This window comes from Marinomonas pontica (genome assembly GCF_026191375.1).
GTDB lineage: Bacteria > Pseudomonadota > Gammaproteobacteria > Pseudomonadales > Marinomonadaceae > Marinomonas > Marinomonas pontica.
In genome coordinates this window covers 1-26,652 of record NZ_JAODTL010000018.1, presented here as the reverse complement: position 1 = coordinate 26,652, position 26,652 = coordinate 1, and the positions used below count along the sequence as shown (strand labels likewise).

The 26,652-nt window shown below is 46.0% G+C and carries 29 protein-coding genes; 20 read left to right on the top strand and 9 right to left on the bottom strand.

Annotation, left to right across the window (positions count from 1 at the left end; all coding sequences use genetic code 11):
- The first annotated feature begins 21 nt into the window (after window positions 1-21).
- Window positions 22-1,044: an ABC transporter permease gene (locus tag N5P32_RS02605; RefSeq protein ID WP_409371070.1), complete on the top strand. Its 1,023-nt coding sequence runs from the start codon at window positions 22-24 to the stop codon at window positions 1,042-1,044.
- Window positions 1,045-1,266: 222 nt separating this feature from the next.
- Here N5P32_RS02605 and N5P32_RS02600 read toward each other — a convergent pair whose 3' ends face one another.
- Both N5P32_RS02600 and N5P32_RS02595 read right to left on the bottom strand, forming a co-directional pair.
- Window positions 1,267-2,301, bottom strand: a complete 1,035-nt coding sequence (locus N5P32_RS02600; RefSeq protein ID WP_265727634.1) for a LacI family DNA-binding transcriptional regulator — start codon at window positions 2,299-2,301, stop codon at window positions 1,267-1,269.
- A gap of 64 nt (window positions 2,302-2,365) precedes the next feature.
- The gene (locus N5P32_RS02595) at window positions 2,366-2,560 is read right to left on the bottom strand and encodes a hypothetical protein (protein WP_148830835.1); all 195 of its coding nucleotides are present in this window, start codon (window positions 2,558-2,560) and stop codon (window positions 2,366-2,368) included.
- Between the two features lie 198 nt (window positions 2,561-2,758).
- Between N5P32_RS02595 and N5P32_RS02590 the strand changes: the two genes are divergently transcribed.
- Window positions 2,759-3,601: a MurR/RpiR family transcriptional regulator gene (locus N5P32_RS02590; protein ID WP_148830836.1), complete on the top strand. Its 843-nt coding sequence runs from the start codon at window positions 2,759-2,761 to the stop codon at window positions 3,599-3,601.
- 84 nt (window positions 3,602-3,685) lie between these two features.
- Here N5P32_RS02590 and N5P32_RS02585 read toward each other — a convergent pair whose 3' ends face one another.
- The 3 genes from N5P32_RS02585 to N5P32_RS02575 form a co-directional block, all read right to left on the bottom strand.
- Window positions 3,686-3,868, bottom strand: a complete 183-nt coding sequence (locus tag N5P32_RS02585) for a hypothetical protein (protein WP_024025667.1) — start codon at window positions 3,866-3,868, stop codon at window positions 3,686-3,688.
- A 130-nt stretch (window positions 3,869-3,998) separates the two neighbouring features.
- Entirely contained in the window at window positions 3,999-4,694 is a 696-nt protein-coding gene (locus N5P32_RS02580) for a ChrR family anti-sigma-E factor (protein ID WP_265727633.1), read from the bottom strand.
- A 5-nt stretch (window positions 4,695-4,699) separates the two neighbouring features.
- Window positions 4,700-5,275, bottom strand: coding sequence for a sigma-70 family RNA polymerase sigma factor (locus N5P32_RS02575; RefSeq protein ID WP_265727632.1), 576 nt, complete (start codon window positions 5,273-5,275; stop codon window positions 4,700-4,702).
- 181 nt (window positions 5,276-5,456) lie between these two features.
- Between N5P32_RS02575 and N5P32_RS02570 the strand changes: the two genes are divergently transcribed.
- From N5P32_RS02570 to N5P32_RS02520, 11 genes are all read left to right on the top strand, one after another.
- Entirely contained in the window at window positions 5,457-5,900 is a 444-nt protein-coding gene (locus N5P32_RS02570) for a nuclear transport factor 2 family protein (protein ID WP_265727631.1), read from the top strand.
- A 15-nt stretch (window positions 5,901-5,915) separates the two neighbouring features.
- Window positions 5,916-6,680, top strand: coding sequence for an SDR family NAD(P)-dependent oxidoreductase (locus N5P32_RS02565; RefSeq protein WP_265727630.1), 765 nt, complete (start codon window positions 5,916-5,918; stop codon window positions 6,678-6,680).
- Between the two features lie 22 nt (window positions 6,681-6,702).
- Window positions 6,703-7,953, top strand: coding sequence for an NAD(P)/FAD-dependent oxidoreductase (locus tag N5P32_RS02560; protein ID WP_265727629.1), 1,251 nt, complete (start codon window positions 6,703-6,705; stop codon window positions 7,951-7,953).
- Complete coding sequence (locus N5P32_RS02555) at window positions 7,947-8,726, top strand: DUF1365 domain-containing protein (protein WP_265727628.1); 780 nt, start codon at window positions 7,947-7,949, stop codon at window positions 8,724-8,726. Before N5P32_RS02560 ends, N5P32_RS02555 begins: the two co-directional genes overlap by 7 nt.
- A gap of 47 nt (window positions 8,727-8,773) precedes the next feature.
- On the top strand, window positions 8,774-10,039 hold the full coding sequence (locus tag N5P32_RS02550; protein WP_265727627.1) for an SAM-dependent methyltransferase: 1,266 nt from the start codon (window positions 8,774-8,776) through the stop codon (window positions 10,037-10,039).
- A gap of 14 nt (window positions 10,040-10,053) precedes the next feature.
- Window positions 10,054-10,590, top strand: a complete 537-nt coding sequence (locus tag N5P32_RS02545) for a DUF2878 domain-containing protein (protein ID WP_265727626.1) — start codon at window positions 10,054-10,056, stop codon at window positions 10,588-10,590.
- 1 nt (window position 10,591) lies between these two features.
- Window positions 10,592-10,981, top strand: a complete 390-nt coding sequence (locus tag N5P32_RS02540; RefSeq protein ID WP_265727625.1) for a hypothetical protein — start codon at window positions 10,592-10,594, stop codon at window positions 10,979-10,981.
- Window positions 10,971-11,303, top strand: coding sequence for a hypothetical protein (locus N5P32_RS02535; protein WP_265727624.1), 333 nt, complete (start codon window positions 10,971-10,973; stop codon window positions 11,301-11,303). Before N5P32_RS02540 ends, N5P32_RS02535 begins: the two co-directional genes overlap by 11 nt.
- Before the next feature lie 31 nt (window positions 11,304-11,334).
- A complete protein-coding gene (locus N5P32_RS02530; RefSeq protein ID WP_265727623.1) occupies window positions 11,335-11,880 on the top strand; it encodes a DUF3833 domain-containing protein in 546 nt (181 codons plus the stop codon).
- A 294-nt stretch (window positions 11,881-12,174) separates the two neighbouring features.
- On the top strand, window positions 12,175-13,737 hold the full coding sequence (locus tag N5P32_RS02525; protein WP_265727622.1) for an EAL domain-containing protein: 1,563 nt from the start codon (window positions 12,175-12,177) through the stop codon (window positions 13,735-13,737).
- An 89-nt stretch (window positions 13,738-13,826) separates the two neighbouring features.
- Window positions 13,827-14,177, top strand: a complete 351-nt coding sequence (locus N5P32_RS02520; protein ID WP_265727621.1) for a DUF6164 family protein — start codon at window positions 13,827-13,829, stop codon at window positions 14,175-14,177.
- Between the two features lie 15 nt (window positions 14,178-14,192).
- On the opposite strand, the gene N5P32_RS02515 is transcribed toward N5P32_RS02520, so the two are convergent.
- Window positions 14,193-15,158 carry a DMT family transporter gene (locus tag N5P32_RS02515; protein ID WP_265727620.1) on the bottom strand — a complete coding sequence of 322 codons (966 nt, stop codon included), beginning with the start codon at window positions 15,156-15,158 and terminating at the stop codon, window positions 14,193-14,195.
- 114 nt (window positions 15,159-15,272) lie between these two features.
- Between N5P32_RS02515 and N5P32_RS02510 the strand changes: the two genes are divergently transcribed.
- The 4 genes from N5P32_RS02510 (at window position 15,273) to N5P32_RS02495 (ending at window position 20,639) form a co-directional block, all read left to right on the top strand.
- On the top strand, window positions 15,273-16,205 hold the full coding sequence (locus N5P32_RS02510) for a LysR family transcriptional regulator (RefSeq protein WP_265727619.1): 933 nt from the start codon (window positions 15,273-15,275) through the stop codon (window positions 16,203-16,205).
- 74 nt (window positions 16,206-16,279) lie between these two features.
- A complete protein-coding gene (gene rlmF / locus N5P32_RS02505; RefSeq protein ID WP_265727647.1) occupies window positions 16,280-17,263 on the top strand; it encodes a 23S rRNA (adenine(1618)-N(6))-methyltransferase RlmF in 984 nt (327 codons plus the stop codon).
- A gap of 298 nt (window positions 17,264-17,561) precedes the next feature.
- Complete coding sequence (locus tag N5P32_RS02500) at window positions 17,562-19,868, top strand: putative bifunctional diguanylate cyclase/phosphodiesterase (protein WP_265727618.1); 2,307 nt, start codon at window positions 17,562-17,564, stop codon at window positions 19,866-19,868.
- Between the two features lie 51 nt (window positions 19,869-19,919).
- Entirely contained in the window at window positions 19,920-20,639 is a 720-nt protein-coding gene (locus N5P32_RS02495; protein ID WP_265727617.1) for a 1-acylglycerol-3-phosphate O-acyltransferase, read from the top strand.
- Between the two features lie 24 nt (window positions 20,640-20,663).
- Here the strand turns inward: N5P32_RS02495 and N5P32_RS02490 are convergent, their stop codons facing one another.
- A complete protein-coding gene (locus N5P32_RS02490; protein WP_265727616.1) occupies window positions 20,664-22,022 on the bottom strand; it encodes a DUF3482 domain-containing protein in 1,359 nt (452 codons plus the stop codon).
- A 3-nt stretch (window positions 22,023-22,025) separates the two neighbouring features.
- Complete coding sequence (locus N5P32_RS02485) at window positions 22,026-23,348, bottom strand: DUF2868 domain-containing protein (RefSeq protein ID WP_265727615.1); 1,323 nt, start codon at window positions 23,346-23,348, stop codon at window positions 22,026-22,028.
- A 267-nt stretch (window positions 23,349-23,615) separates the two neighbouring features.
- On the opposite strand from N5P32_RS02485, the gene N5P32_RS02480 reads away from it, so the two are divergent.
- Window positions 23,616-24,734, top strand: a complete 1,119-nt coding sequence (locus N5P32_RS02480; RefSeq protein WP_265727614.1) for a methyl-accepting chemotaxis protein — start codon at window positions 23,616-23,618, stop codon at window positions 24,732-24,734.
- Window positions 24,731-25,228, top strand: a complete 498-nt coding sequence (locus N5P32_RS02475; protein ID WP_265727613.1) for a methyl-accepting chemotaxis protein — start codon at window positions 24,731-24,733, stop codon at window positions 25,226-25,228. Before N5P32_RS02480 ends, N5P32_RS02475 begins: the two co-directional genes overlap by 4 nt.
- A gap of 62 nt (window positions 25,229-25,290) precedes the next feature.
- On the opposite strand, the gene N5P32_RS02470 is transcribed toward N5P32_RS02475, so the two are convergent.
- A complete protein-coding gene (locus tag N5P32_RS02470; protein ID WP_265727612.1) occupies window positions 25,291-25,755 on the bottom strand; it encodes an Lrp/AsnC family transcriptional regulator in 465 nt (154 codons plus the stop codon).
- A 136-nt stretch (window positions 25,756-25,891) separates the two neighbouring features.
- Here N5P32_RS02470 and N5P32_RS02465 point away from each other — a divergent pair.
- Window positions 25,892-26,652 (top strand): DMT family transporter (locus N5P32_RS02465; RefSeq protein ID WP_265727611.1); only part of this gene is annotated, 761 nt, incomplete at its 3' end.

Sequence of the window (26,652 nt, the reverse complement as noted above, 5' to 3'; positions counted from 1 at the left end):
ATGACTACGTTAAATGACACCATGAACTTGGAAAAAGAAAGTCAGGGTATTAAGAAAAAAAGAAAGATTCCTTCTGAGATCAGTATATTACTGGTCTTGATTGGTATTTCTATCATGTTCGAAATACTGGGTTGGATTTTTGTTGGCCAAAGCTTTTTGATGAACATGAGTCGCCTTCAGATCATAGTTTTGCAGGTTTCTGTTATTGGCATTATTGCCATCGGGGTCACCATGGTCATTATAACGGGAGGCATCGATTTATCGTCCGGTTCCGTTGTGGCCATGTCAGCCATGATTGCAGCGACGTTTGCTCAATCAAGTAGCTGGCCAAAAGTATTGTTTCCGACTTTGACAGATTTGCCATTTGTGGTGCCATTAATTGTTGGTTTGGCCGTTGGTGCATTGGCGGGTTTTGTGAATGGCTGGTTGATTACTAAAACTAAGATTCCGCCGTTTATCGCCACTTTAGGTATGATGGTGTCAGCGCGTGGTGTGGCTCGTTGGTATACTGATGGTAGCCCTGTGTCAGGTTTCACAAAAGAATTTGCGATGTTGGGTAATGCGTTGGATCGTTGGATGCCTGTGGTTATCTTCATCGTTGTCGCGATCATTTTCCACGTAGTGATGCGCTATACACGCTTTGGTAAATTTACCTATGCCATTGGTGCTAACCCTCAGGCGGCACGCGTTTCTGGCATTAACATTGATCGCCACCTTATCAAGGTCTACACCATTGCCGGTTTACTGGTTGGTTTAGCGGCTATGGTTGCGATTGCTCGTATTAAAACAGCGCAGGCGGGCATGGGGCTCATGTATGAGCTGGACGCGATTGCTGCAGCGGTTATCGGTGGTGTGTCCTTGTCTGGTGGTCGTGGTCGTATTGCTGGTACGGTGATCGGAGCACTGATTTTAGGTGTCATGTTATCTGGTTTTACCTTCCTGCGAATTGATGCTTATTATCAAGACATCATTAAAGGCGCGATTATTGTCGTAGCAGTGGTGATTGATCAGCAGCGTCAGAATAAGCGTAAGAAAACCACTTAAGGTATTTATCGTCTCTGTCGGGTATCTGAACGCCCAGTTGCAGCTCTTTGTTTATTAACATTGGGCTGCTTTTTTATGCGTGGCGTTAATGGGTGTTTAAGTGTTTTTGCTTAAGGGGGAGGTTTAGGATAAGTGCTCAAGTGAATGCGTTAAGCGCGCTAAATGTTCAAGCGGATTGAATAAAGTAATGAATAGATAACCTATAAAGCCCTGTTGTTGGATTTATAGGTTTTCTGCTACATGGAGGTCGACGCTTAATTGAACAGGAGCAAGAGGGTGGCATTTTTTACTGCTAAAGGACTCTGCAAATAACTCAGCTAAACGGGAGGCGAGTTTTTGTACGGGGGTGGCGATGATCATGTCGATCGTACCATCGCTCAAGGCAAGACGAGTATAGGAGGTTAATTCATTGCAAATTAGCGTGGTTTGCTGGTTTTTCCCAGCCTCTTTTAGGGCTTTAATAATGCCTTTCACACCGCCGCCAGCGCTATAAATGGCGGTTAAATCATCAGGGTGGTTATTCAGCAATGTCTTCGTTGCTTGATAAGCCAATGTATCATCATCCAGATTCGTTAGTGGAGAAAGTAGCTCATACGAGTGTTTAATTTCTCGAAAATAAGAGATGAAGCTAATTTCTGCAATGTCTTGATTCAGGTAGCGGTGGCTGCCTAACAGTATGCCCACTTTCCCTGCCTTTTTTGTCAACCTGGAAATGGCCCAAGCTGCCGTTCGTCCAGCTTTTCTGTTGTCCACGCCAATGTGGCCAGTACAGGTATTCGTCGACAGGGGGGATAAAATGGTAAAAACAGGTGTGTTGTTTGCGGTGAGCTGCTCAATATGTCGATTAAGTATATGATCATCAAGCGCGACCAAGGCAATACCGTCGGCGTGTTTGCTCTCTTTGATTATTTGCTCTGTGATGTATTCTGGCGTCACTTCGTCCATGAAAACCACATTCACTTCAAATTGAAATTGAGTCTCTTGAGAGCAAGCAGAGCGAATAGCGGCACCTAACCCTTCGTAAAACTCATCGTTGCTGCGTTGCAATAAAATAGATAAGCGTTTGAATGGCTTAGATTCCCGTACACGCTTTTTCAGTAATCCTGTGGCATGGTAGCCAATGTCTTCCGCCGCGATAAGCACCCGTTGTGAGGTGGATTCACGAACTTTGGAGCGCTTATTCAATACTCTATCCACAGTGGCGATACTGACGCCCGCCGCTTCTGCTAAATCATGAATAGTGGGTCTTTTTGACATAGAAAATAGCCTGATACTCTGGGGTATATTATTGTTATTTGAGTCGGTTGTTTACGATGGCTCTTTATTCTGCTGAGTCATTCTTCTCGTCAAATTGATAGAAAAAATTCCATAAACAGTAGAAACTGATGCCTGCAGCAATGATTCCCCAGAAGGGTTCACCAGATAGCCATTCTACTAATGTCCAAGCAAAACAAAAGAGAGTAGCGGCGACACGACGCCATTTAGGTTGAAAAAACTTGCGGTCTGTCTCGTTCAAGGGAAATATCCTATTTGATAATTTTTTGTATAAAGTTGTGTTCTTAAAGCGTCGGATTACTAGACATGTTAGTAATCACTAAGTTAGAATTTTTATTCCAAAATTGCAATAATTTCTTCTCTCACGATAAACCTACAGACCTTTCGGTATGGTTGATATTCGCTGTTTTAGAGAGAACTTTGATACAGAGAATATGTCATGATTGATACGGCACCAGAATCCCTCTCCGATTTGAAAGAAACCATAAAATTGCATTACCCAAAATTAAGCAAGCGCTTGCGTCAAGTGGCTGAGTTTGTTCTTGATGCTCCGAGTGATGTGGCGTTTGGTACGGTGGCCGTGCTATCTAAAGACGCAGGTGTTCATCCGTCTACTTGGGTACGTTTTGCGAACGCGTTTGGCTTTAGTGGCTTTAGTGAAATGCAAAAACTGTTTCAACAGAAATTGATGGAAGAGGCGCCGAATTACCAAGATCGAATTCGTATGGCACGAGAAGTGTTTGGTGATGAAGGAAGTGATCAGTCACCAGCGCAATTGTTGAGTCGTTTTTCTCACGCTAATGCGATTGCGTTAGGGCATTTGGGGGAGACAACCGCTCCAGAGGATCTGGACAAGGCCATCCAGATTTTATCGCAAGCTCATGCTGCTCATATTGTGGGCGTAAGGCGCGCTTTTGTTGTGGCGAGTTATTTTGCTTATGCGTTACGTCATATTAATCAAAAAGCGTATTTGGTGGATGGCGTGGGTGGCATGTTCAAAGAACAAGGCAGTTCTTTGGATCAGAATGATGTGCTGATCGCTGTAAGTTTTTATCCATACGCAGAAGAAACGCAAAGTGTCGCCAAAGCCGCAGCAGAGAAAAATGTACCTTTAATTGTCATTACAGATAATCAAATCAGCCCGTTAGCATCCATTGCGTCTGTGTGTTTTGTGGTGAAAGAAGCCGAAATCGATTCGTTCCGTTCTTTGTCTTCGTCGTTGTGTTTGGCGCAGGCGCTGTCGATTGGATTGGCTTATGAATTAGAAAGGAAGAACGCTTAGACTGGCTCCGGGCTTAGTTTCAGAAGCCAAGTCTGCGTTATCTGTTGTGTACCTACCGAACTTGGTCCGATAAAAAACGAAGGCTTATTGTGCTTTCGTTTTGCTATTTCCTAGGGAAATATGACGTGATCCTGTTAGCTGTGATTGACCGCTAACCCCTGAATCGATTTTATCTATCTGTCCACCGCGAGCAAGAAACTCTTGCATTTGCTTTTCTATGGATTCCGAAGTTTCCGAAGCTGCCGGCTGTTTCTTCTTAGTTGCCATGATAAATAGTCCTTGTTTTTAGATTGAGCAAGGACTATACCAGAATTTCATAAAATTTGCTTGTTATTGGCTAACGTCTGCAATCGTGTGTCTATCGTTTACGCTGCAGACGGTGGCCATGGGCTTTTTCTCAGTGTGAATGAGGGTGATATCGACGAATGATTGGGTTGAGCAATCGTGCTAACCAGCCAGTAAACTCAATCGGAGCGTCTAGTACGGTTAAGCAAATGCATTCGGCGTCTTTGGTGACAATGGGCTTATGTTTGTGACTCGCATCACGGTTAATAAAATCGCCTTGTCGATACACTCCCGATTCGTCAGAGAACGCACCTTCAAGTACCAAGGTGATTTCGTCACCAGTATGAGTGTGCGTGGGCATGTGTGCTCCCGCTTTAACTCGGGTCAGCGCAACCTGTGCTCCGCCTTCTTCGTTATAAAGCGTGGCAATTTTAAACGACGGTGACAAACGCATCCAATTCAGTTCGTCATAGCCTTGTTTAATAAACTGACGTAGGCTGTTTGGTACGGCGTATTGTTCTTCCCAGCTGGTGTTTTTTGATTCTTTCTGTAACGCCATTTCCATAATTTCCTGAACGGGCTGTTCGGCTAATTGCTCAAAGAATCGGTCTTTTAAACGGTTAAGGCGACGGCTTTCTACTTTTGTTTGGTCAAACAAATGCGATCCGAGCATTTCTAGCTTGCGGATTTGTTGTTGGCATTCGTGACAATGCTCGATGTGCGTAGACACACACAGAGCATGAGTCAGTGGTAAGGAACCGGCTGCGTAGTCGGTTAGTGTTTCAATCGATGGATGGTAGTGAATCATCGATACTACCTCTTAACGTAAATAGTGAGTTTGTGCAAAGCTAAGCGGACTCTTGACTTTATTGTGCCAAGAGGAAGAGAGAGCTCTTCCGCCGCTTCTTTGTGCGTTTTGCCTTCCAAATAGACTTTTGCCAACACCTGCTTTTGGTCCGCGGGCAGTTTGTCTAAACCTTGTTGAATCCGCTCTTGATCGCGCTTTTGTTGAGCGTCTTTAAATGGATCCGCGTTTTCGTCGACCACGTTTTGCCATAGGAATTCCGGATCGATATCCGATTGGTGTCGGCTGTTTTTACGCAAATAATCAATACGAGCATTTCGAGCCAAAGTGAACACCCACGTATTAAGTGACGCTGACTCTGGCTTGTATGTGTGTGCTTTGTTCCAAATGCGGATCATCACTTCTTGGGCAATGTCGTCGGCCATTAAGTTGGCACCCGGCTGAGCCGCTAAGCAAAATGACCTTACCTTGGGGACGTAATAGTCAAATAGGCGAGCAAGAGCCGCTTGGTCTCTCGCTTGAGCGACAGCGAACATGTCTGCTACTCGTGTTTCGTCATAATCTAATGGGGTTGCGCGTTCCATTTAAGGCTCCAGAACTGACGGCTGTGTCGACGCTGTATTGGCGTAATATTTTATTTACGCAGGCAATGTTAGTGTGGATCACTTTAAAGGATTAAAAAAGAATGATCCGAAATACTTTTGTGTGCGTTTAATTCACATAACGAATCGCCTGAAAAGGTAACAGCCAAGGTAAGTGATGAATATGGTGGACGCTACGATGGATCCCAGTTCTTTGTTAATAGAGCGCTTTAAAGCATTCTATCTCGATGTGAAGCATCCTCAGCTGGACAAAATTGACGATGTGTACACGGAGGATGTTTTGTTTAAAGATCCCGTCCATGAGCTGCGTGGCAGTGAAGCGCTGCATGCGTATTTATCAGAAATGTGCGTAAACGTTCACAGCGGTCGTTTTGAATATTTAGATCAGACTGTGTCCGAAAACACGGCGTACATTAAATGGAACATGCACTTTAAACACCCTAAATTAGGCAATGAAACCATCACAGTGCGTGGGATTAGCCAGGTGCAATTCAACGAGCGTATCTACTTCCACGAGGATGTGTATGATTTAGGGCAGCTAATATACGAACATGTTCCTTTGTTGGGGTTCTTCGTAAAGGGATTAAAAAAGCGTCTAGCGAAGTAACGTAAGGAGACTCTGATGAATCGTACAAAGAATCAAGGCGTGGTGTGGATTACGGGAGCCAGCTCAGGCATTGGCTTGGCACTCACCAAGCAATTTTTGGATGCCGGCTGGAAGGTGTTGGCCAGTGCAAGAGGGCAAGGTGGCCTGACGCCTTTGCTCAGTCAACATGAACAACTTCATTTCATTCCTTTTGATATCGCCGATGCAAGCCAAGTCAGCGAAGTGCAAGCGGCGCTGATGGCGCATACTGATGTGTTGGATTGTGCGTTGCTTAACGCTGGAACGTGTGAGTATTTAGACATGTCGGACACGGATCCAGATTGGAAAATGATGGATCGCATCATGTCGGTGAATTTTATTGGTTTGGTAAACAGCGTGGAAACGTGCATGCCTTTGTTGAAAAAAGCGCCGCGTCCGCATTTGGTCGGTGTCAGCTCGCAGGCAGTGCAAGCGGCGTTTCCTCAGGCGGAAGCCTATGGCGCCAGCAAAGCGGCCGTGCGGTATTTCTTATCGTCCTTAAGGATGGATTTAAAACCCTTCAATATTGATGTGACCTGCTTAATGCCGGGTTTTGTGGATACGCCTCTTACTCAGAAAAACACCTTTGATATGCCGTTTCTTATGTCTGCTGATGAGGCCGCAAAGCGGATGTTTTCGGCCCTAGATTCTCGACCATTTGAGTACGCTTTTCCAAAACGCTTGTCCGCCATTTTGTGGGCTGGACGACATTTTCCTAAATGGTGGCTTGCCAAACTTGCCCCTAAGCCAAACGGCCAATAATTATTTTTTAAGGAGTCAGTAAGTGAAGATAGCCATCATAGGGTCTGGGATTTCTGGTTTGACCAGTGCGTATTTATTGCAGAAAGAACATGATGTGACCGTGTTTGAGTCGGCTAAACGAATCGGCGGTCATACGGCGACGGTGGAGGTTCCTGAAGCGGGCAGTGTGAGAGCGATCGACACTGGCTTTATTGTTTTTAATGACTGGACTTACCCGAACTTCATTCGTCTGATGGACGAATTGGGCGTGAAATCCAAAGCGACAGAAATGAGCTTTAGTGTGAGTTGTCAGCGTACAGGGTTGGAATACGGTGGAAATAACCTAAACACCTTGTTTGCACAACGTCGTAATTTGTTAAATGTCTCATTCATAGGAATGTTAAAAGACATTCTACGTTTCAATAAAGAAGCCATCCAAGACCTAGAAAGCGGAGAGTTAAAAGAAGGCGTCACATTGGGCGAATACCTAAAAGAAAAGGGCTATGGAAGCCGTTTCGCCAGCCATTATTTGATCCCGATGGGCAGCGCGATTTGGTCGTCGACACTGGATGAAATGATGGAATTCCCCTTGGTGTTTTTTGTCCGATTCTTTAAAAATCATGGGTTATTGAGTGTGAATGATCGCCCTCAATGGCGAGTCATCGAGGGCGGTTCATCGGCTTATTTATCCCCTTTGGTGGCGAAGTTTAATGACAGAATTCAGCTTGGTGCGGATATAGCGAAAGTGCATCGTTTGGACAGCGAAGTGTTGATTGACTTTGCGGACGGTTCACAGCAAACATTTGATCAGGTGGTCTTTGCTTGCCATAGCGACGAGGCGTTGGCTTTGTTAGCGGACCCTTCAGCTGAAGAACACGCAATTTTGTCCGCCATTCCGTATCGTAATAACGACGTGGTGTTGCACACCGATACTCGACTTTTACCAAAGAAAAAGTTGGCGTGGTCGAGCTGGAATTATCACCTTGGCGAAGACCGAACAAAGCCGGCAACGTTGAGCTACAACATGAATATTCTGCAACACTTCGACAGTGAGACCACTTACGTTGTGACGTTGAATCAAACAGACATGATTGCGGAAGACAAAATAGTTGGGCGCTTTCAGTATGCTCATCCTACTTTTACCTTAGATGGCATAAAGGCTCAGGACCGTTGGGCAGAGATTAATGGCGTCAACAAAACTTGGTTTTGTGGTGCGTACTGGCGCAATGGTTTTCATGAAGATGGTTGTTGGAGTGGTGTACGTGTGGCAAATGGACTTGGTGTCTCATGGTAGGTTTCGAGCCCAAACACAGCGCTGTTTATCATGGCATGGTACGTCATCGTCGGTTTTCACCGCGGTCTCATGCCTTTCGATACCGTGTTTTCATGATGTATTTTGATTTGGATGAATTGGACGACGTGTTGGCAATGAGCCCTTGGTGGTCAATGAAGCCTTGGGCGCTTGCGCGATTTTCCCGTCAGGATTACTTCGGTGATGACGCTTTGCCGATCAAGCAGGCAGTATTGTCCGAGGTGAATGATCGCTTGGGATTAACGCTGTCTGGGTCGGTGCGCATGCTGACCAATTGTCGTTATTTCGGCTTTATCATTAATCCCATCACGATTTATTACTGCTTTGATGACAACGAGCAATTGCAGGCCATGCTTTTGGAAGTCACGAACACACCTTGGAAAGAAAAAGTGGCCTATGTTTTAAAGTGTGATCCAAGCCAAGCAATGCAACGTATCCAATTTAATAAGGACATGCATGTGTCGCCGTTTCATCCTATGACGCACTTTTACGATTGGCGGAGTAATGCTCCGGATCAAAAACTGGCAGTGCACATGCAGAATAGAGAAATTGAGGGTGAGCAATGCGTGTTCGACGCCACCTTGTCACTGACTCGAATGCCATTAACGTCGCGTTCGATGGCGAGCGTGTTGTTTCGTTATCCAGTAATGACAATGAAAGTGGCGTTCGGAATTTATTGGCAAGCTCTTAAACTTTGGATGAAGAAAGTGCCTTTTTATTCTCACCCGAATTCATCAAGCGCGACCACAAAATAAGACGACTTTGTAAATCAGTCATATAACACATTAGGAGACCAACCTTTATGAACTCCGTCAGTATGAGTAATCAAAAAGTGAAAAATCGCACAGCAACTTGGTTTGATAATCTAGCCCGTAAGATGGTGTTTACTATGTTGGGCCGATTGGAAGTTGGTCATCTTACGGTAGAGGAAAACGGCGAAATCCATTCCTTCGGTGAGCCAAAAGACGATACCCAGTACATCGCTCATATCCAAGTTCACGACATTCATACTTACCGAGATGTGTTTTTGAACAGCAGCATTGGGGCGGGTGAAGCCTATATGAAAGGTTGGTGGTCGTCGTCTGATGTGGTGGCTGTGATACGTTTGATGGTGGCCAATCTGAACTTGATCAATAAGATGGACGCCAAAAGGCCGATATGGAGTCGTATCGGTGCCAAGATTATGCACAAGCTGAACGCCAATACGAAGCAAGGTTCAAAGGAAAATATTTCAGCTCATTACGACTTAGGTAACGATTTTTTCTCTTTGTTCTTAGATCCCACCATGATGTATTCCGCGGCAGTATACCCACAACACAATGCGTCGTTAGAAGAAGCGTCCGTGCATAAATTAGATCGTATTTGCCAAAAACTACAACTCAAAGAAAACGACCATTTATTGGAAATTGGAACAGGTTGGGGCGGTATGGCGATTCATGCGGCGAAGCATTATGGCTGCCAAGTGACGACAACGACGATTTCTAAAGAACAGTATGAGTTTGCGAAAGCACGGGTAGAAGCCGAAGGGTTACAAGACAAAATTACCTTGTTGCTTGAGGATTACCGTGATTTACAAGGGCAATACGACAAACTGGTGTCGATCGAAATGATCGAAGCGGTAGGTCATGAATACTACGACAGTTATTTTTCTAAATGCAGTCAGTTACTCAAACCGCATGGTGTCATGGTGATTCAAGCCATAACGATTGCGGATCAACGCTATGATTACGCCCGCCGCTCTGTCGATTTTATTCAGCGTTACATTTTTCCTGGTGGCTGTTTGCCTTCCAATCAAGTGATCGCACATAAGATTGCTTCTAAAACTGACATGCAAATCGTGGGGTTAGAAGACATTACCGAGCATTATGCAAAAACCCTGGCTGATTGGCGAACGCGCTTTCATGCCGCCCGTCGTGAAGTCACCGACATGGGCTTTGACGATGTTTTTTGTCGTATGTGGGATTTCTACCTAGCGTATTGCGAAGGTGGTTTTAAAGAACGCGCTATCAGCACAGGGCAGTTTGTTTTCGCCAAGCCAGACCATCGTTTGACGATCGAGCAACGCTAATGGGAGCGGATGGTATGAAACGTTTGGCGAATGCCATCTTGTTTCAAATCATTTGGTTTGTGTGCGTGTTGGCCGGCAACATTTGGGCTGTGGTCGCAACCGCAGTGTATCTGTTTGTGCATGACCGCTATTTTATGAACAGTCGCCGAGAGTGGCGGTTGTTGGCGGTATTTTTAGGGTTAGGTGTGCTGGTCGATGGCGCATTGTTTCAGATAGGTTTGTTTTCAATAAACCATGCATCGACGCTTGCTCAACCTTCTCTGACGGCCAACTTGCCCCCGATTTGGTTGTTGTGCCTTTGGGTAAGTGTGGGTAGTTTGTTTGCTCACAGTTTGGCGATGTTGCGTTCTCGATATGCGTTGAGCGCACTTTTGGGCGCCATAGGCCCTACATTCAGTTATCTTGCGGGGGCAAATTTATCTGGCATTACCCTTGCTGAGCCAACCTTACTGAGCGCGTTGGTGGTGGCCTTAATATGGTCGTTGATCTTGCCCCTGGGCGTTTGGTTGAGTGAACAATGGACTTTATTTTCTACTTCGGGAGAGAGTTGAAATGGCGTGTTTTCGAGTGTGTTTGTTGCGAATCGGCTTGTTGACTGTGACCGTACTGCTTGGCTTTGCTAACACTGCCATGGCGCAAATTGTTGGCAGTGCTTACAGTGTGAAAACGGGTGAGTTGTTGTATCGAGAAACACATCAGCAAATCAATGACAGCGCATACAGCGTCGAATATTCCGAACCCAATGGCGAGGTATTTGCGCACAAAACCCTGGATTTTTCTCAGTCAAAAATCACGCCGAGTTTTTTGCAGCTGAATGAACGTAATGGTGAACGCATTGATGTTAAACAATCTGGGCCGTCAGTTGACCGTCAATTACCTAGAAAACCGAGACGCAAAAGAAGAAACCGAATCGGTCGCGTTAGAAGGCGGGATGATCGTTGACGCGGGTTTTGACGAGTTTGTGAAGCAATATTGGCAAGCATTGGTAACGGGAAAAGAATTGGATGTGGACTATCTGGTACCCAGCAAACAAACGACGTTTGGTTTTCGTGTTAGCAAAGCCACATGTTTGGATGACACACAAAACGGAGCGCTGTGTTTTTCTCTGACGCCGACGTCTTGGTTGGTGAAAATGGCTGTCGATCCGATTGTCGTGGCGTACGACTCACAAGATAAACGGTTACTGCGTTTTACGGGACGAGCCAATATTTGCGATACGAAAGGCAAATACGAACAAGTCGACATTCAATATCAGTACCTGTAATTCTTTTATTTAGGCACTTAGGATCATGACTATGAATCGCATATACCGAGCTTTTAAAACCAAGTTAACCTTATTACTGTGTGCTGTATTACTTACGGCCTGTTCCACCCCAGACGTGTCTTTGTATGCGAAGAACGATCCTAAATTTGAGCTGCAAGAGTTTTTTTCCGGGTCATTGACGGCGCACGGCATTTTGAAAAACCGCAGTGGCGAAGTGATTCGTTACTTTAACGCCACGTTAGAAGGCAGCTGGAAAGGCGGTGTGGGAGTACTGGCGGAGCGGTTTGTTTTTGATGACGGTGAAGTCCAAGAGAGAACGTGGATTATGACTCCCAATGAGCGTGGTGAATACTCGGCCACTGCGAACGATGTTGTCGGATCTGGTGCGATTAACATGGCGGGAAATGCCTTGTTTATGAAGTATGTTTTGAAAGTGCCTTACGATGGCGATCTGTTAGAGGTGAATGTGGATGACCGCATGTATATGGTAAAAGAGGGTGTGGTGATTAATGAGTCGGTGATGACTAAGTTTGGTGTCGAGGTTGGTTATTTATCGATTGTGATACAAAAAAACTAGTTGAAGATTATTAATAAATATAGAAGTAGTGATGAATTATTTTTGTATTAATGCTCAATTTCGTCACTACTATAATTTTGACTAATAGCACGTAAAAATTATCGTGAGTCATTCTCAATAGGTCGAGAAAACACCATATAGTTTATGTTATATATGAAAGACTGCTGCTTGGCGGTCTTTTTTTATGCGCGTTTTAAGTGTTGGTCTAGACGTACTGACCGCCGCGAAGCAAGTAGGGGAAATGGCATCGGTTGCCGTTTGCTTACATGAATCAGTACGGAGGAAAGCCACGACATGTTAAACAGTATTACGGCATTACTACCTGCTAAAAACAAGGTTGTGCTTTGGTACGCGTGCCTGTCTTTAGCTTTGAGTATAGCGCTGTTTGTTGTGGGCCTTTATGTTTATTTGTCCACTGATTTAGAGCGTAAAACACGCTTAGCAAAAACATTACTTACCGATCAAATGGCCGACATTTTTGAAGAGCTCAAACACATTACGGATGACGCAAGTGGAGCCTGTTACAACGACGATATAACGCAGTTAAGGCGTGCGACGTTTAACTCACCAACGTTCAAAGAACTTGGTTTATTTGGTGATAATTTTAGAGTGTACTGTTCTAACTTTGGGATGGTGAATATCCCAATTTATTCAACGATTGTGGCTCGTATAGAAAGTAGCAACGATCGAAAAACTGTTTCGCTTATGCGTTCTAATACATTGGGTGATTCTACTTTTTTTGCCTTTTATCAAGGTGAAAATGGCATCGGGGTGAATGGCTTGGCGCCGCCAGAACGTTTTTCTAGGCTGGTGGATTCGGTGCTGTTACCTGAATACTTTTATGAGCTCACCATCGGTAGGCAGGTACTGTCATCGAATCGAGACGGCATTGACTCTGATGTATGGAAAAGAACCACCGTGTCATTAGACGATTGGGCGATGACATTGGATGTGTTTTTTCCTTCGAATTTATATTGGCAACGCTTACCAACCTTAGTGCCGTTTATGGTCATCGCGTGGGCGGTTTTGTTCTTTGTATTTTACGCAGGGCATTTGGTCAGTGTGTACTATCGCCGCTCATTGCGCCATTGTGTCCGACGAGCCATAAAGAGCGGAACACTGGACGTGTATTTTCAACCGATTGTGTCATTAAGCACCAGCAAAGCCCCTGAAATGGAAGCTCTGTTGCGCTGGCGTTCGGCACATCATGGACAAGTGTCGCCCTTGATGATTGTGAACATCGCAGAGCAACTGGGCATGATGGACGAACTTACGTGGCTGGTAATACGCAAAGTGGGGGCGTTTTATCGTGAATATCCAGAAGTGCTCAGTGGAATAAACACCGCGGTAAACGTGGATCGCTTTAGTCTATTGAAGGAAAACTTTGCGCCTACGTTGGCTGGGATTTTAGAAGAGTATCCAGAACTGAAGGGCAAGTTGGGTCTTGAGGTGACTGAGAACAGCGCACTAAATGCTCAGGAGTTGCCTCTGATGGTCAGTCGCTTTGAACATCTTAAAGCACTTGGCGTTGGTTTATCTGTGGATGACTTTGGTACAGGGTATTCAGGATTGGATTTCTTAAGGCGTTTCCCTTACGACACGTTAAAACTGGACCAAATTTTTATTGCCAATATAGACGACCCATTTACACGACAAGTGCTTACTTCGGTGACTCAACTTGCCAAAGAATTAGGGATGGATTTGGTTGCCGAAGGCGTGGAGCGTCAAGACCAATTGGATGCGGTCAAAGCGTTAGGTGTAGACAAAGTTCAAGGCTATTACTTTAGTCAACCGCTTCCCAAGGACCAAGTGATTGCGTGGGTGGAACGACATTGTCGAAACGTGAGCCCGGCTTAATCTAGGCGATAGAGCAATCCACGATTGTATTATTAGATGGCTTCTCTTACTCTTGGGCGCTTAATTTTTCGGTTAAAGGTTGTGTGCGCATGGCGACTCTGGTTTTTCGGCTTAAGTATGTTCCAGATGAAGAAGCGGATGAGATCCGTCAATTACTCACGGATCATGATATTGCCTTTTATGAAACGAGCGCAGGGCGTTGGCAAATCTCCATGGCAGGACTGTGGGTCAGAGACAAGGAGCAGGCCGTCAAAGCGCAGGCCCTTATTCGAGAAGACCAAATCGCCCGAGCACAAGCCATGCGACCAATCAGTGCTGGGCAGTGGGTGCTGGGTTATCTGCAGCACGCCCGTCAGAACCCAGCCGAAGCCCTCTTTACCCTGATAGCCGTGTTGCTCATCTTGGGTATCTCTATCTTACCTTTCGCCCTTTGGGTGTGATGCATTACGGGTTGGTTACACGGCTTCGGTTAAGGGCTTAGCCAGCAGAGCGGCTTTGCGTTGAACGCGGGCGCTGATCAATTGCACGTTAATGGCGCTTGCGACCACGATTAACATACCAAACAAACTCAAGATATCCGCATGGGATGAGCTGATGCTGTCCGTCCACCACCCGAAAGCCACGCAAAGCTCGGTAAGAATGAAGGCCATGACTGGCGTCAAAGCGACCGAAGCACTGACTTGCACGGTTTGCCAATAGCGCATAGCTTGAGCAAATGCCCCGTACGCAATCACAGTGTTAATACAACAGAATGCGGCAATCCATATATCGTCCGCTGACATCGACAGCAGCGCGCTGGGTGTTGAAAATGGCAGCATTACCACCAAAGCATAAACATAGATGGCCAATAAAATATTGGAAGGTGCTAAACGCTTAAATAACGATTTTTGCAGTAACGCGTACATAGACCATGCGGCCGCAGACAATTGTACGATACCAAAGCCAAACCAAATAGAACCCTGACCACCTTGCGCAAAAATAGGGTGGAAGAACACCAGCATGCCCACGCCGATACCCACAAAGCACAACCACTGCTGCCAGTTGATAACCTCTTTAAGAAAAAACAAACCACCTAATGCAAGAAACAAAGGTGCGACTTGGAAGCTTAGCTGAGCGGAACCGGGCAGTAAAAAGTTTAAACTCCAAGCAAAACTGGTGTAATTGACGATCAAAAAGGTACCGGCAGCAAACAAGCGTAGCCAGTCTTTGCGCGCCAGTGCTTTGAATTCACCCAATACACCTCGCTGCCATTGCCATAAGCCTAAAATGACGGCGGCGACTGAAAATCTCAGCCAAGTTAACGTAATGGGGTCAGAAAATCCGCCAGATAATTTGAGCGCGATCGGCAACATTCCCCAAAATAAGACGGTAATAGAGCTGAAAAATAGGCCGTATAAAAAAGTCTGTTTGGCGGTTGGCATGGCGGTTCCCTTTCATAAAGAGGAGGATAATGAGATTTTTCATAATGGCTTTCATTGTGAGCGAAAGCCAATGCATAATAGGTCTAATCATTATGCATAAAGCGGAATTTAGTCATGATCCCATCTTCGCTCCAACATTTAGACCTGAAATCTCTAACGGGACTGTTGTATTTACTAGAAGAGCGAAATGTTGGGCGTGCGGCGGATCGCTTGTATTTGAGTCAATCCGCCATGAGTCGGCTGCTTAATCGGTTGCGGGATGCGTTTGATGATCCTTTGTTTATTCGCACCTCAAAGGGCATGGTTCCGACCTCCAAGGCGTTGGCACTAGAAGCCCCATTAAAGCTGATGTTGGAGCAAATGGCGGGATTGTGGACGGAGTCTGAGTTCCAACCACAGAGCAGTTACCGCACATTTCGTGTGCAAACGACGCATTATCAAGCACAAGCCTATATGCCTGCGATCGCCGAACACTTCTATCGAGAAGCGCCGTTTGCCTCGCTTGAAACCAGCACGCTGACCGAAACCAGTTTGCTCAGCCAAGAAGAGCACTCTCTGGATTTGGCGTTATGCAGCGATTATATTCAGTTGCCAAACCGCTTTGAAAAGAACCTATTGGGCCGTGAAAAATTTCGCTGTGTGATGTCGGCCAATCATGAGCTCGCCAGCAAGGACCGCCTAACGTTGGATGACTATTTGGCTTATTCACATGTGCTAGTGAATTTAGGTGGCTCCAACCCGGTGATCAGTGACGCTTTATTAGGAGAGCGTGCTCGCGAACGACATTTTGCGTTTCGCACGCCTTATATGTTGGCGGCACTTGAAACGGTCGGGCGCACCTCGTTATTGATGAGCAACAGTGGTCTGTTACCAGAACGCTTTCGTCAACAGTTCGGTTTGGTTATCAAAGATTTACCGATGGATTTTCCTTTTATTCAGTATTATTCCTGCTGGCCGAAGTCGATTGGCAACGATCCTGGTGTGATTTGGTTTAGAGGGATTTGCGAACAAGTGATTCGACGATTAATTCCTTATCCTGAGTATTGAGAGCGGTACAGGCTTTAGTCCAAATTCATTTATTCGGTTATACTCGTCTTTTGGTTTGAAACAATGGCATGGCAGTGGTCTTAAAAAGCAAGAATACGAAAAGCAAACGTCCGAACAAACTAGAGCTTCACCCTCGTAACCCGCATCGTGCGCGTTATGACTTTGCTCTGTTGGCGGATTCTTGCCCTGAACTCTCAGGTTTTATTCAACTGAATCAATACGGTAACGAATCGGTCGATTTTGCGAATCCCGAGGCTGTGAAAACGTTAAACCGAGCTTTATTAAGTCACTTCTATGGCGTTGCTTTTTGGGATATTCCGCCGGGCTATCTTTGTCCGCCGATTCCCGGTAGAGCGGATTACATTCATTATCTTGCTGATTTATTAGCCGACAGTAACCAAGGCATCATTCCTCGTGGAAAAGGGGTAAAGGTGTTGGATGTGGGTGTGGGTGCGAACTGCGTCTACCCGATTATTGGCCATCAAGAATATGGCTGGCAGTTTGTTGGCTCGGACGTGAATCCGGTGGCGGTAGCAACGTGCGATACCATAGTGAAATCCAACGCTTGCTTAAAAGGTGCCATCAGTGTGCGCCTGCAAACACAAGCAGCGAAGCTGTTTGACGGCGTATGGAAAGAAAAAGACCGCTTTGACTTGACGCTGTGTAACCCTCCGTTCCATACCAGTGAATCCGCAATGATCGACGAATCTCAGCGAAAATGGCGTGGTGTGAAAGGTAAATCAGTGCAAACGGCTAAGCCCGTATTAAATTTTGGTGGCACCGCGGCAGAGTTGTGGTGTGATGGCGGCGAAGCGGGTTTTGTGTCTCGTATGGTCAAAGAAAGCGTGCAATACGCTGATCGTTGTTTCTGGTTTACCTCATTGGTAGCGCGTCAGGGCAATGTAGACGCCATCTATCGCACCTTAAAAGAAGTTGGTGTATGCCAAGTAAAGACCATTGAAATGGCGCAAGGTCAGAAAATCAGTCGCTTTATTGCGTGGAGCTTTCTTGGTGACGATCAAATTGATTACTGGAAAGACAATTATTGGCAAAGTTAGCCGCGCACCCTGTTCGCATTGAATACCCATTTATAGCTCAGATCACGACTCCCTTTCCCATTTCACCCCAGTAAAACAGACCAAATTCACCAAGGATGGCTTTTTGCCATCCGTTTTGTTCGCCTTCTATTGGAAACAAAATTATTGGCATATTGTCGTGCTAAATTTTAATAGAACAAGAAGTACATTAGGTTCGATGGCATAAAAGTGTTATAAGCCCTATTATTCTTAAACATTATTTGCGTTTTTGGGATTTATGCTGCGTCGCCTATGTTATTAGCATTTAAGAGGTTTTAAGGTGTTAAAAAGCTTTCAAGCACGATTGATTATGTTTGTTTTGGTGTTGCTTGCGCTGGTTCAGTTAGGAACGGCGTTGGCCGTGTTGACGTCACTAAAAGAAGACAATTATAAACAAGGCGTGCATTCCATCGACGTATCTCGCAATGTCTTTGATTTGTTTCTTGAAGCGCGTGCTGAGCAATTAACCAAAGGGGTTGAAATTTTGACCTCAGATTTTGGTTTCAAACAAGCCGTGGCGACCCGGGAAACAGGGACGATTCAATCGGTTCTGCAGAATCATGGCGCTCGGATTAACGCCGACGTTTCTCTGTTAGTGTCACCGCGTGGCGAGTTGATTACCGCGACGCAACCATTGAATATCAGCGAGACGGTCTCTGAGTTAGTGTTTGCCGCTCGTCGTTCGGGTGGCTCGTCGATCAGCACGATGATAGCCTTGGACAACCGTGCGTATCAGTTGGTGTTGGTGCCGATTAAAGCACCGAATGTGGTGGCTTGGGTCGGCATGGCTTTCTTGCTGGATCAGGCGTTAGCAGAGCAAATTAAGAACGTAACCGGGCTGGACATCAGTTTTGTTTTTGAAACCAGTGACACTCATATGTTATCGGGCGCATCAACTTTACCTACGGCTGAAAAAGACGTGTTATTCAAAGACATCCTCAGCATCCAAAATATCTTAAAATCCCCAGTGTTTTCGAACGATGAAAAGTACCTGTCTTTAGGCGTTGATCTAGGCATGAAAGATCAGTGGGGGATAATTCACCTGCCTTATGGGCCTTGGTTGATGAGCTACAACTATACGCGCAATCAGTTGATCTTAATTTTTACTGGTGCGTTGGCGTTGGCGCTGTTGTTTGGTATTGCTTTGGCTCGAAACATGACGCGTCCGATTGGTCGATTGGTGGACTACGCAACTCAGATTGGTTTGGGTGTGAACAAAGAAAAAGTCAAAGCGCCAGAGATTGACGGTGAATTTGGTGTGTTATCGAATACCATGCAAACCATGCAAGACTCCATTATTAATCGTGAAGAGGAACTGACGTACAGGGCATCGCACGATCAATTAACGGGGCTGTTTAATAACAGCTCGGTCGAGCTGTATTTGAATGACGTGTTGCCCAAAGAGCAAGGTGCGCTGGTGAGTGTCAATGTTAGACATTTCAAACGCATCAACAATATGCTCGGCTTTGACGTGGGGAACGCCATGTTATCGAAAGTGGCCGAACGTCTTCAATTATGGGGACACGATGCACACATGTTGGCGAGATTGTCGGGTGATAAATTTTTGGTGATATTTGATCGCCAAATCACGGGGCAGGATTGCCGAGATTTAAAGCAGTTATTCAGTGTCGAATTTGAAGTAGAAAAAGGCTCCAATATTCGCCTTGATATCAGTATCGGCATACTTCCTTTCGAGCACGCTACCGCGAGCGCAAACAGTGCTATGCGTCGTTTAGAGATTGTGGCCGATAAGGCTCGTGAAGAAAGCAATGTGTGTGTGTTTTATGAAGTCGGCCAAGATGAAAGCCATCGTCGTCAGCTGACCATCATTCGTGATTTGCCATCGGCTCTGGAAAAGAATCAACTGTTCGTGGTGTATCAGCCAAAAGTAGGTGTTGCGTCGGATGACTGTCATGAGGCCGAAGCGCTGATTCGGTGGATTCACCCGGAATTGGGCTTTTTGCCACCGGACGAGTTTATTGCCATTTTAGAGCACGCGGGTAGCATTCAGCAGTTGACCAAATGGGTGCTCAATACCGTGTTGTCGCAACTTAGCCAATGGTGGAAGAAAGGTCATGAGATACGAGTGGCCGTGAATTTGTCTGCGCTCGATTTGTTGGATGAAAGATTGCCTTCAATTGTGGCCAAAGCGCTAAAAGTAAATGGCCTACCGGTACGAGCGTTGGCGTTAGAAGTGACCGAAAGCGCGGTGATGAAGGACAGAAGCAAGGTTATCAAGGTGCTAAACGCACTCCAAGAAATGGGCGTGCATTTGGCGATTGATGATTTTGGTACGGGACAATCGTCACTCTCTTATTTGCGTGAATTGCCGGTTAATGAAGTCAAAATCGACCGTGCGTTTATTCAGTATATTGATACCAACAAAGGCGATGAATTTATCACCAACGCAACGATTGGCTTGTCTCACAGTCTTGGTTTTCAAGTCACGGCTGAAGGTGCCGAGAATGCCGAAGGGGTGGCGCTTTTAAGGCAATATCATTGTGATAAGATACAGGGATATTTCTTCTCTAAGCCCTTGGTGGCAGAAGAGTTTTTTCAATGGCGTGAAACATTTCATAACCGTTAAACGAATGCGTCACCACGAATCTTACACGCTATCTATGTGAGGTTTTTCTATATGTTGTTTTTGCTGCGCATGGCGCTGCTTGCTTTATTAATTATCAGTGTCACTGTGTTTGGTATCGTATTTTGTTTGTTTACCTTACGATCTAAAAATCGCGTCTACCATTTGGGGCGAGTGTTCGCACACGTTGCGTCGCTTTTCGGATTGTCGGTAGAAGGTCGAGTCTCTGAAGCGGCAAAACAGGTACCTCAGGCGGTGTATGTCGCCAACCATCAAAATAATTTCGATTTGTTCACGTTAGCATCGGTTGTGCCAGAAGGCGTTGTGACCGTTGGTAAGAAGAGCCTGCGCTGGATTCCGTTTTTTGGTGTGTTGTATTGGCTCAGTGGTAATTTTTTGATTGATCGAGAAAACCGTAAACAAGCGATTGCGACGATTGAGCAGATTGTGACGAAAATGAAAACAACCGGCCTGTCTATTTGGATGTTTCCTGAAGGGACTCGCAGCCGTGGGCGTGGTTGGTTGCCCTTTAAACGGGGGGCTTTTCATGCGGCGGTGCAAGCGGGCGTCCCCATCATTCCTGTGGTCTGTAGTAATACTCACAATCAAGTCGGATTAAACCGTTGGCGCAATGGCAAGGTGATTGTTGAAATGCTGCCACCCATCGACACAACGGGGCTGCAGGAAACCGATGTGGTTGAACTGCTCGAATCATGCGAAGCGCTGATGCATCAAACAAAGCAGCGCTTAGATCAAGAACTAGCAAGGGCTTAAAGACGGGGCTCTGGTGTGGCTAGTTTAGGTCGTCGCCAAATCCAATACGTCTTCGAACTGGCGCTTTATTCCGAGTTTGCTTGGATGTTCATCGGGCAAAGCGTGCGTTGACCATTCGGGGTGTTGTTGTGCTTGTTTCCAATAAGGTTTAATACGGTCGACTAGCCCCGAGTCAGAAGGCAAATTCGACAGCTGAAACGCGTCTTGAGCCGCGTGACCTCGTTGATGAAAGTGCTGGATTGCACTCAATCCTCGCACGCTCAAAAGCGTGAGTGTGGCGCTATCCAAACACAGATGATGGCGCTTGGTAATTTTGCTTTTTAGCGTGTCTTTGTAATGCTGTCCGGTTTTCCAAGTGGCACCCAGAAACGCTCCAATAGTGGTGGCGGTTCCCAGCGTCAGTCCCGCGGACATCACATCTATTCCTGCGCCGATGGCCGCACCTGTTAGCGCGCTAGTGCCCGTGTCTATTCCCCATTCTTTTAATGTGTCTGTGGCAAAGATGTCCTGCTGCCAGCGGTCATTTTTTATGGCTAATGGGGTGGCGATTAGGTCTTCTTGCCGAAATTCGTAAAGACGTAACAGTTGCTCCATGAAGTGATTTTCCAGCGTGCGTATGCTGTTTTCAAAACGATTTGAGTCTTCGGCTTCTGGCGGATAATGGGAGCATTCAAGGCGCGTGCTGGCGGCTTTGATGATCAATTCGGCCAACAGGTTACAGGCCATGCTGCGGCGCAGTTTAGCGGCGTCTTCACGTGATTGAATCAATTGTTTGATGGCGTCGTATTTGTCTGGCATGAGGCTTTGAATGCTCTGATATAAGCGTTTTTCGTCTTCAAAATAAAATGCCACAGTGTCGTATTTTATGACCGCGTGGAGGTGGCGCTCGGCTAAGACTTTACGCCATGCGTCTGCATGTGGGCTTGTGGTTGCGCTAAAATTGAGGATTGGGACGATCGGCTTGTTGGCACTTGCTAAGAGATCGAGTTCGTCTAAGTATTTCCCCAAAGGGGCTTGCCGCAAGTCGATGACATACAAAATAATGTCTGTGTGGGTCAGCTGTTTGAGGATTTTAGCTTCTTGTTCGAAGTCGCTTTGTGCCAGTGGGCTGTCACAAAAAGGCAGCAGCCAATCTGCGCCTTGATGATCGCTAAACGGAGCCGAATGTCTGGCTTGCCACAGTCCTACTGAGTCTTCAAAGCCTGGGGTGTCCGTGAGGGTGATGATCGAATGTTGGCCGATTTTTATCTTCACACTTTCCACATGACGAGTTGTGCCCGCTTGGTTGCTGACTTGTCCGAAGTCATGTTTGCGCAACAAGGTCCGAACCAATGAGGTTTTTCCTGTATTCGCATGACCAACGACTAAAAGGGCAATAGACACGGCTTACTCCTCTTTGGGCAGTGTGTTAGATGGTATGTTTGTCTCTCGCGCAAGACGATACCAGTCGTCGTGAAATTGGCTGTTAGTGTCTTGGTAAATGACCAAGGTGAGTGCGGAATGCACCGCACGAGCTTGGTTCAAAAATCGCCTAGTACCGCGGTCAGGGCTTTGGTTGGCATCGACCAACAAAAACATCGCCTCGTGACTGGGTGAGGCCAAAAAGCGGGCTTGTTCTTCTCTGCTATTGAGCATTACCGCAGAACCAACAGGCTGTAATTGACTCGGCTTTTCTCCGCTCCACTCAAACAATGCCCATTGTTGTGAAAAAGCCTGATCGGATAAAACATCATTTTTTGCGTTGGTGTTATGTGTTCCTAGCGTTTTAGGATAAGCATCAGCGTCAAGCACAAGTCGACTTTGTTGTTCTGGTTGACGATAACGATTCTGGATAATCTGTTCTTGCGTGCTTAACGGGTGCGTTTTGCGTGTTATTTGATATAGCGCCACGCAGATTAGGGTGAATATCAGTCGAGGTAAAACACCGTAGATCAATATGCTGGCGAGTAAAAAATTCGCCCAATGCTGTCTGGTGGACGCTGATTGTTGAATAAGGTCGACACGGCTGGCTAAAATATCCAATTGATTTGGTAGCGCGATTCCAAACCACTGCGGAATGACACTCAAGGTCTGTGTAAGCTGAATAAATGCCGCATCACTCAATAGTGTAGTTTCCCACGCAAAATTGACCTGATTGGTGAGTAGCAAGAGCAATGTCATCACCCATCCTGCCAGCAGATAACAGCCCCACGCGCCATGAGACAAACTGCTGATGAGCCATTTATTCGAATGGGGAGGGCATTGCCAATGAAGATAAGCCGCGCTAACGGCGTCATTGAAATGTGAATACTTACTTATTTTTTTGTTTAGGAAAATCAACAATATCAGCAAAACGCCTTTGCTATCAGAGGGACGTTTTGACGTTGCCACCATGGTGATCAACCACACGATGACATTCAACCCATGAAACCCCAACAGGACAAGAAACAACCAAAAAATATTGACCTGATTGGCTTGGTTCATGGCGAAGGCCGAAGGCACGGCCATGAAGCCTAATAATGCACAGCACACCATCAACACCAAGACAGCGCGATTGAAGTAGCGTTTTAGCGTTGCAAACTGTGCCGAATAACTGACAGGGCTGGGCGATGTATCAAGCGTCATTAACGCGGTTTTTACATCACTGGCATGGGCAGGCAGCCGAAAATCGGAATGTGTTTCTAGCCATGCTGCCAGAGTAAGTTTGGCACCTTGTGTCGGGAAGGTCATGGTATTGCGTTACTCTTTTAGTGAATGGGCTTTGATGAGCGAATGGGTGCTGTTACAAAGCGCTATAATTTTTAATCATGTTAAGACAATAAGTTAGCAGAAAAACGATAGATCTTTATGATTTGTAACAATGCAAAGGTTTTAATAGGTTATCAAACTTTGCATATATGTAGGTAATTGTTAAACCCAATTGATTACTTACCACAACTAACTCTAATATACCCAAATCAATCATAAATTGGGTCGTTCGTAGTAGGAGACAAAGCCATGCGTTTAAATTCCATTAGGGTAAAAAGTTCTTTGCCCGTTTTAGTCATGAGCGTCACGTTTATCGTTGCTTTGCTCTCGATGGGACACATTATTAATCAGTTGACCGCCGCACTGAATGTGCAGGCAGATTCTTATGCTAAGGCAACATCCGTCATACTGAATGCTGACCGTGACTTGTATCAAGCAAAATTGGCTGAACAACGTATTGTGGATGGCTTTGGCGATCCTAAATCCGAAGACGCTGATCGCCTTGAAAATGCTCAACAAGTTAAAGACCGTTTTAATTTGTTCAGACAGTATTTATCGAAAGAGCCTAAGGTGTACCAGTCATTGGGCGATTTTGATAAAGCCTTTACAACGTGGCTGAACGCATCGAATGCGTTTGTGGCGCTGGATAAAAACGCCCCAAATTTTGCCGCGGCTGAGCAAAAGTCCAATGCCGATTTTTCTGCCTTGAGAGGCATTTTAGACAAAGCCGGTGAAGCCGTGAATAAGCATGCAGCATCAACAAAAACAGTAATTGAAGAAAAGGTCGCAAGCTTCGAAAAATTTGCATTTATTATTGTGATTGTGGGTTTATTGATTGCCGTTTGGTTCAGCTACAAAACACCGAAAACATTGTCTCATCAAGTGCGTTATTTAGGGCAGCGTATTCGTGAAATCTCCGAAGGCGATGGTGACCTAACGCAACAAATCGAATTCTCAACAAAAGATGAGCTTGGCGATCTTGCGGATGAGTTTAACGAATTCGTCAACCGTCTACGTGGCATCATCGGCAGCATACACAAGCAATCGGATGCGTTGGGCAAAATGACGGTTCAGCTTAACAACGCAGCAACACAAACATCTGGTATCACTACAGGGTTAGCAAACGCATCGGCGTCTATTGTCAGTGCCGGACATGAAATGGATATGTCGAATCAGCAAATGGCGACAGTGGCGCGAGATACGGCGGATGAAGCCAAAAACTCCAACACGTTAACGCAAAGCGGTATGGCTGCGGTGAATAAATCTCAGCACGCGGTGACGGAATTGGTATCTGATATTGAGCTTGCCCTAAGCCGTTCTGATGAACTACAAAAAGCTCTGAAAATATTGCGTCTGTGTTGGAAGTGATTCGTAACATTGCCGAGCAAACCAACCTGTTGGCCTTGAACGCAGCCATCGAAGCGGCTCGTGCGGGTGAACAAGGTCGAGGTTTTGCGGTTGTCGCCGACGAAGTTCGTACATTGGCAACACGTACCCAAGACAGTACAAATGAAATTGAATCGATGATTGAAAAGCTAAAAGTCAACGTTGCAGAGTCGTCTAAAGCGATTCAAAACAGCCGTGACAATGCTGAGTTTACCGTCAATAACTTTGGCGAAGTAACGACCATCTTTACCAGCTTGCAGACCTCATTTGGTAAGGTTCAAGAAATGGCGGCTCACACGGCGCAAGCCACACAGGAACAATCCATTGTGGCCAATGACATTAATCAAAATATGGTGTCTCTAAAAGAACAAAGCGATTCGGTGCAGTCTGTGTCCGACTTGATCCAGCAACAAGCGCAAGACATCACTAAACTGTACAAATCGCTTGATCAGCAAGTAGGTAGTTTTAAAGTCTAATTCGCTCAGATCACAGCCTGTAATAACCAGCCGCTTATCGCAAGATAAGCGGCTTTTTTGCATCATGCTCGTGGCTTTTTCAGCGGCAGCGGTGCGGACGTCTTTACTGAACGAATGGCAAAATGGCTCTGAATGTCTTTCACATGGGGCAAAGATTGCAAGGCTTTGAGAATACGTTCGTAGTCTTGTAAATTCACCGCGACCACTTCCAGACGGTAATCGGCGATGCCAGAAACAAGGTGTGCGCTGATGATGTCTTCCATCTCCAGAATCGCATTTTCAAACACAATATGTTTGTCCCCAGCGTGGCTTTTTAAGCGTACTTCCACAAACACCGTCATGGAAAAACCGGCTTTTTGACGGTCAATGCGAGCGTGATAACCCTCGATCACCCCAGAGTCCTCTAGTTGTTTAACACGGCGCAAACAAGGTGAGGGCGATAAGTGAATTTCTTCTGCCAATGCCACATTGGTAAGGCGGCCATCAGATTGCAGATGAGAAAGAATGTCTAAGTCGATTTTATCCATATTGGCACACTTGGTATCATATTTAATTTTTAGGGGCGTTATGTGCTAAATACTCGCCTTTTTTAAGGGTAAATAGCAAGGACATGCTCGCGCTTCAGGGTTGATAATTAGCTTGATGATTTCCTTCGAGGTAGCTATGTCCCAAGTTTATTCACACGACTCTCAATCCACGTTGACGCAAACGCCACCACAATACAAACAATACGCCACTGGTTGGGGTTTTCGTTTGGGCTTGCTGGCTGCGTTTGTCAGTATCCTTATTTGGGCTTCGTGGTTGGTGAGTATGCGCGCTGGCGTAACGAACACCTTGACGGCTTTTGATCTGGGTGTGCTGCGTTATTCGCCACCGGCATTGCTGTTGTTTCCTTTCTTGTGGCGCGCGCGCGCGACAGTTCGAGCGGTGTCGCCGATTTTGCTGTTGGGTATTGTGTGTGGTGCTGGACTGCCGTTTTTCTATTTGAGCGCGACCGGTTTGAAATACGCTCCAGCATCTCATGCTGGTCTGTTAATTTTGGGCGCGTTTCCTTTTTTTGTGACGTTGTTAGCCGTTCTTTTCTATCAAGAGAAAGTCAGTCGGGAACGAAAAATTGGCTTGAGTTTGGTGTGTTTTGGCGTTGTGGTATTGCTCAGTTTGTCGCTATTAACCGCACCTGAAGGCACATGGAAAGGCGATCTGTTGTTATTGGCTGCTAGCTTCTTTTGGGCTGTTTACACCGTCAGTTTACGAATCGCAGGATTGCCGCCGCTGGTATCAACCGCTCTAATGGGGTTGGTCTCGCTGCTTGCACTGATAGTTCTTGGGGCAACGGGGCTGGTATCCAGCGGTCTAGCGCAAGCCTCATGGGAAATGATCGCCGGACAAGTATTAGTACAAAGCCTACTGGTTGGCTTAATGAC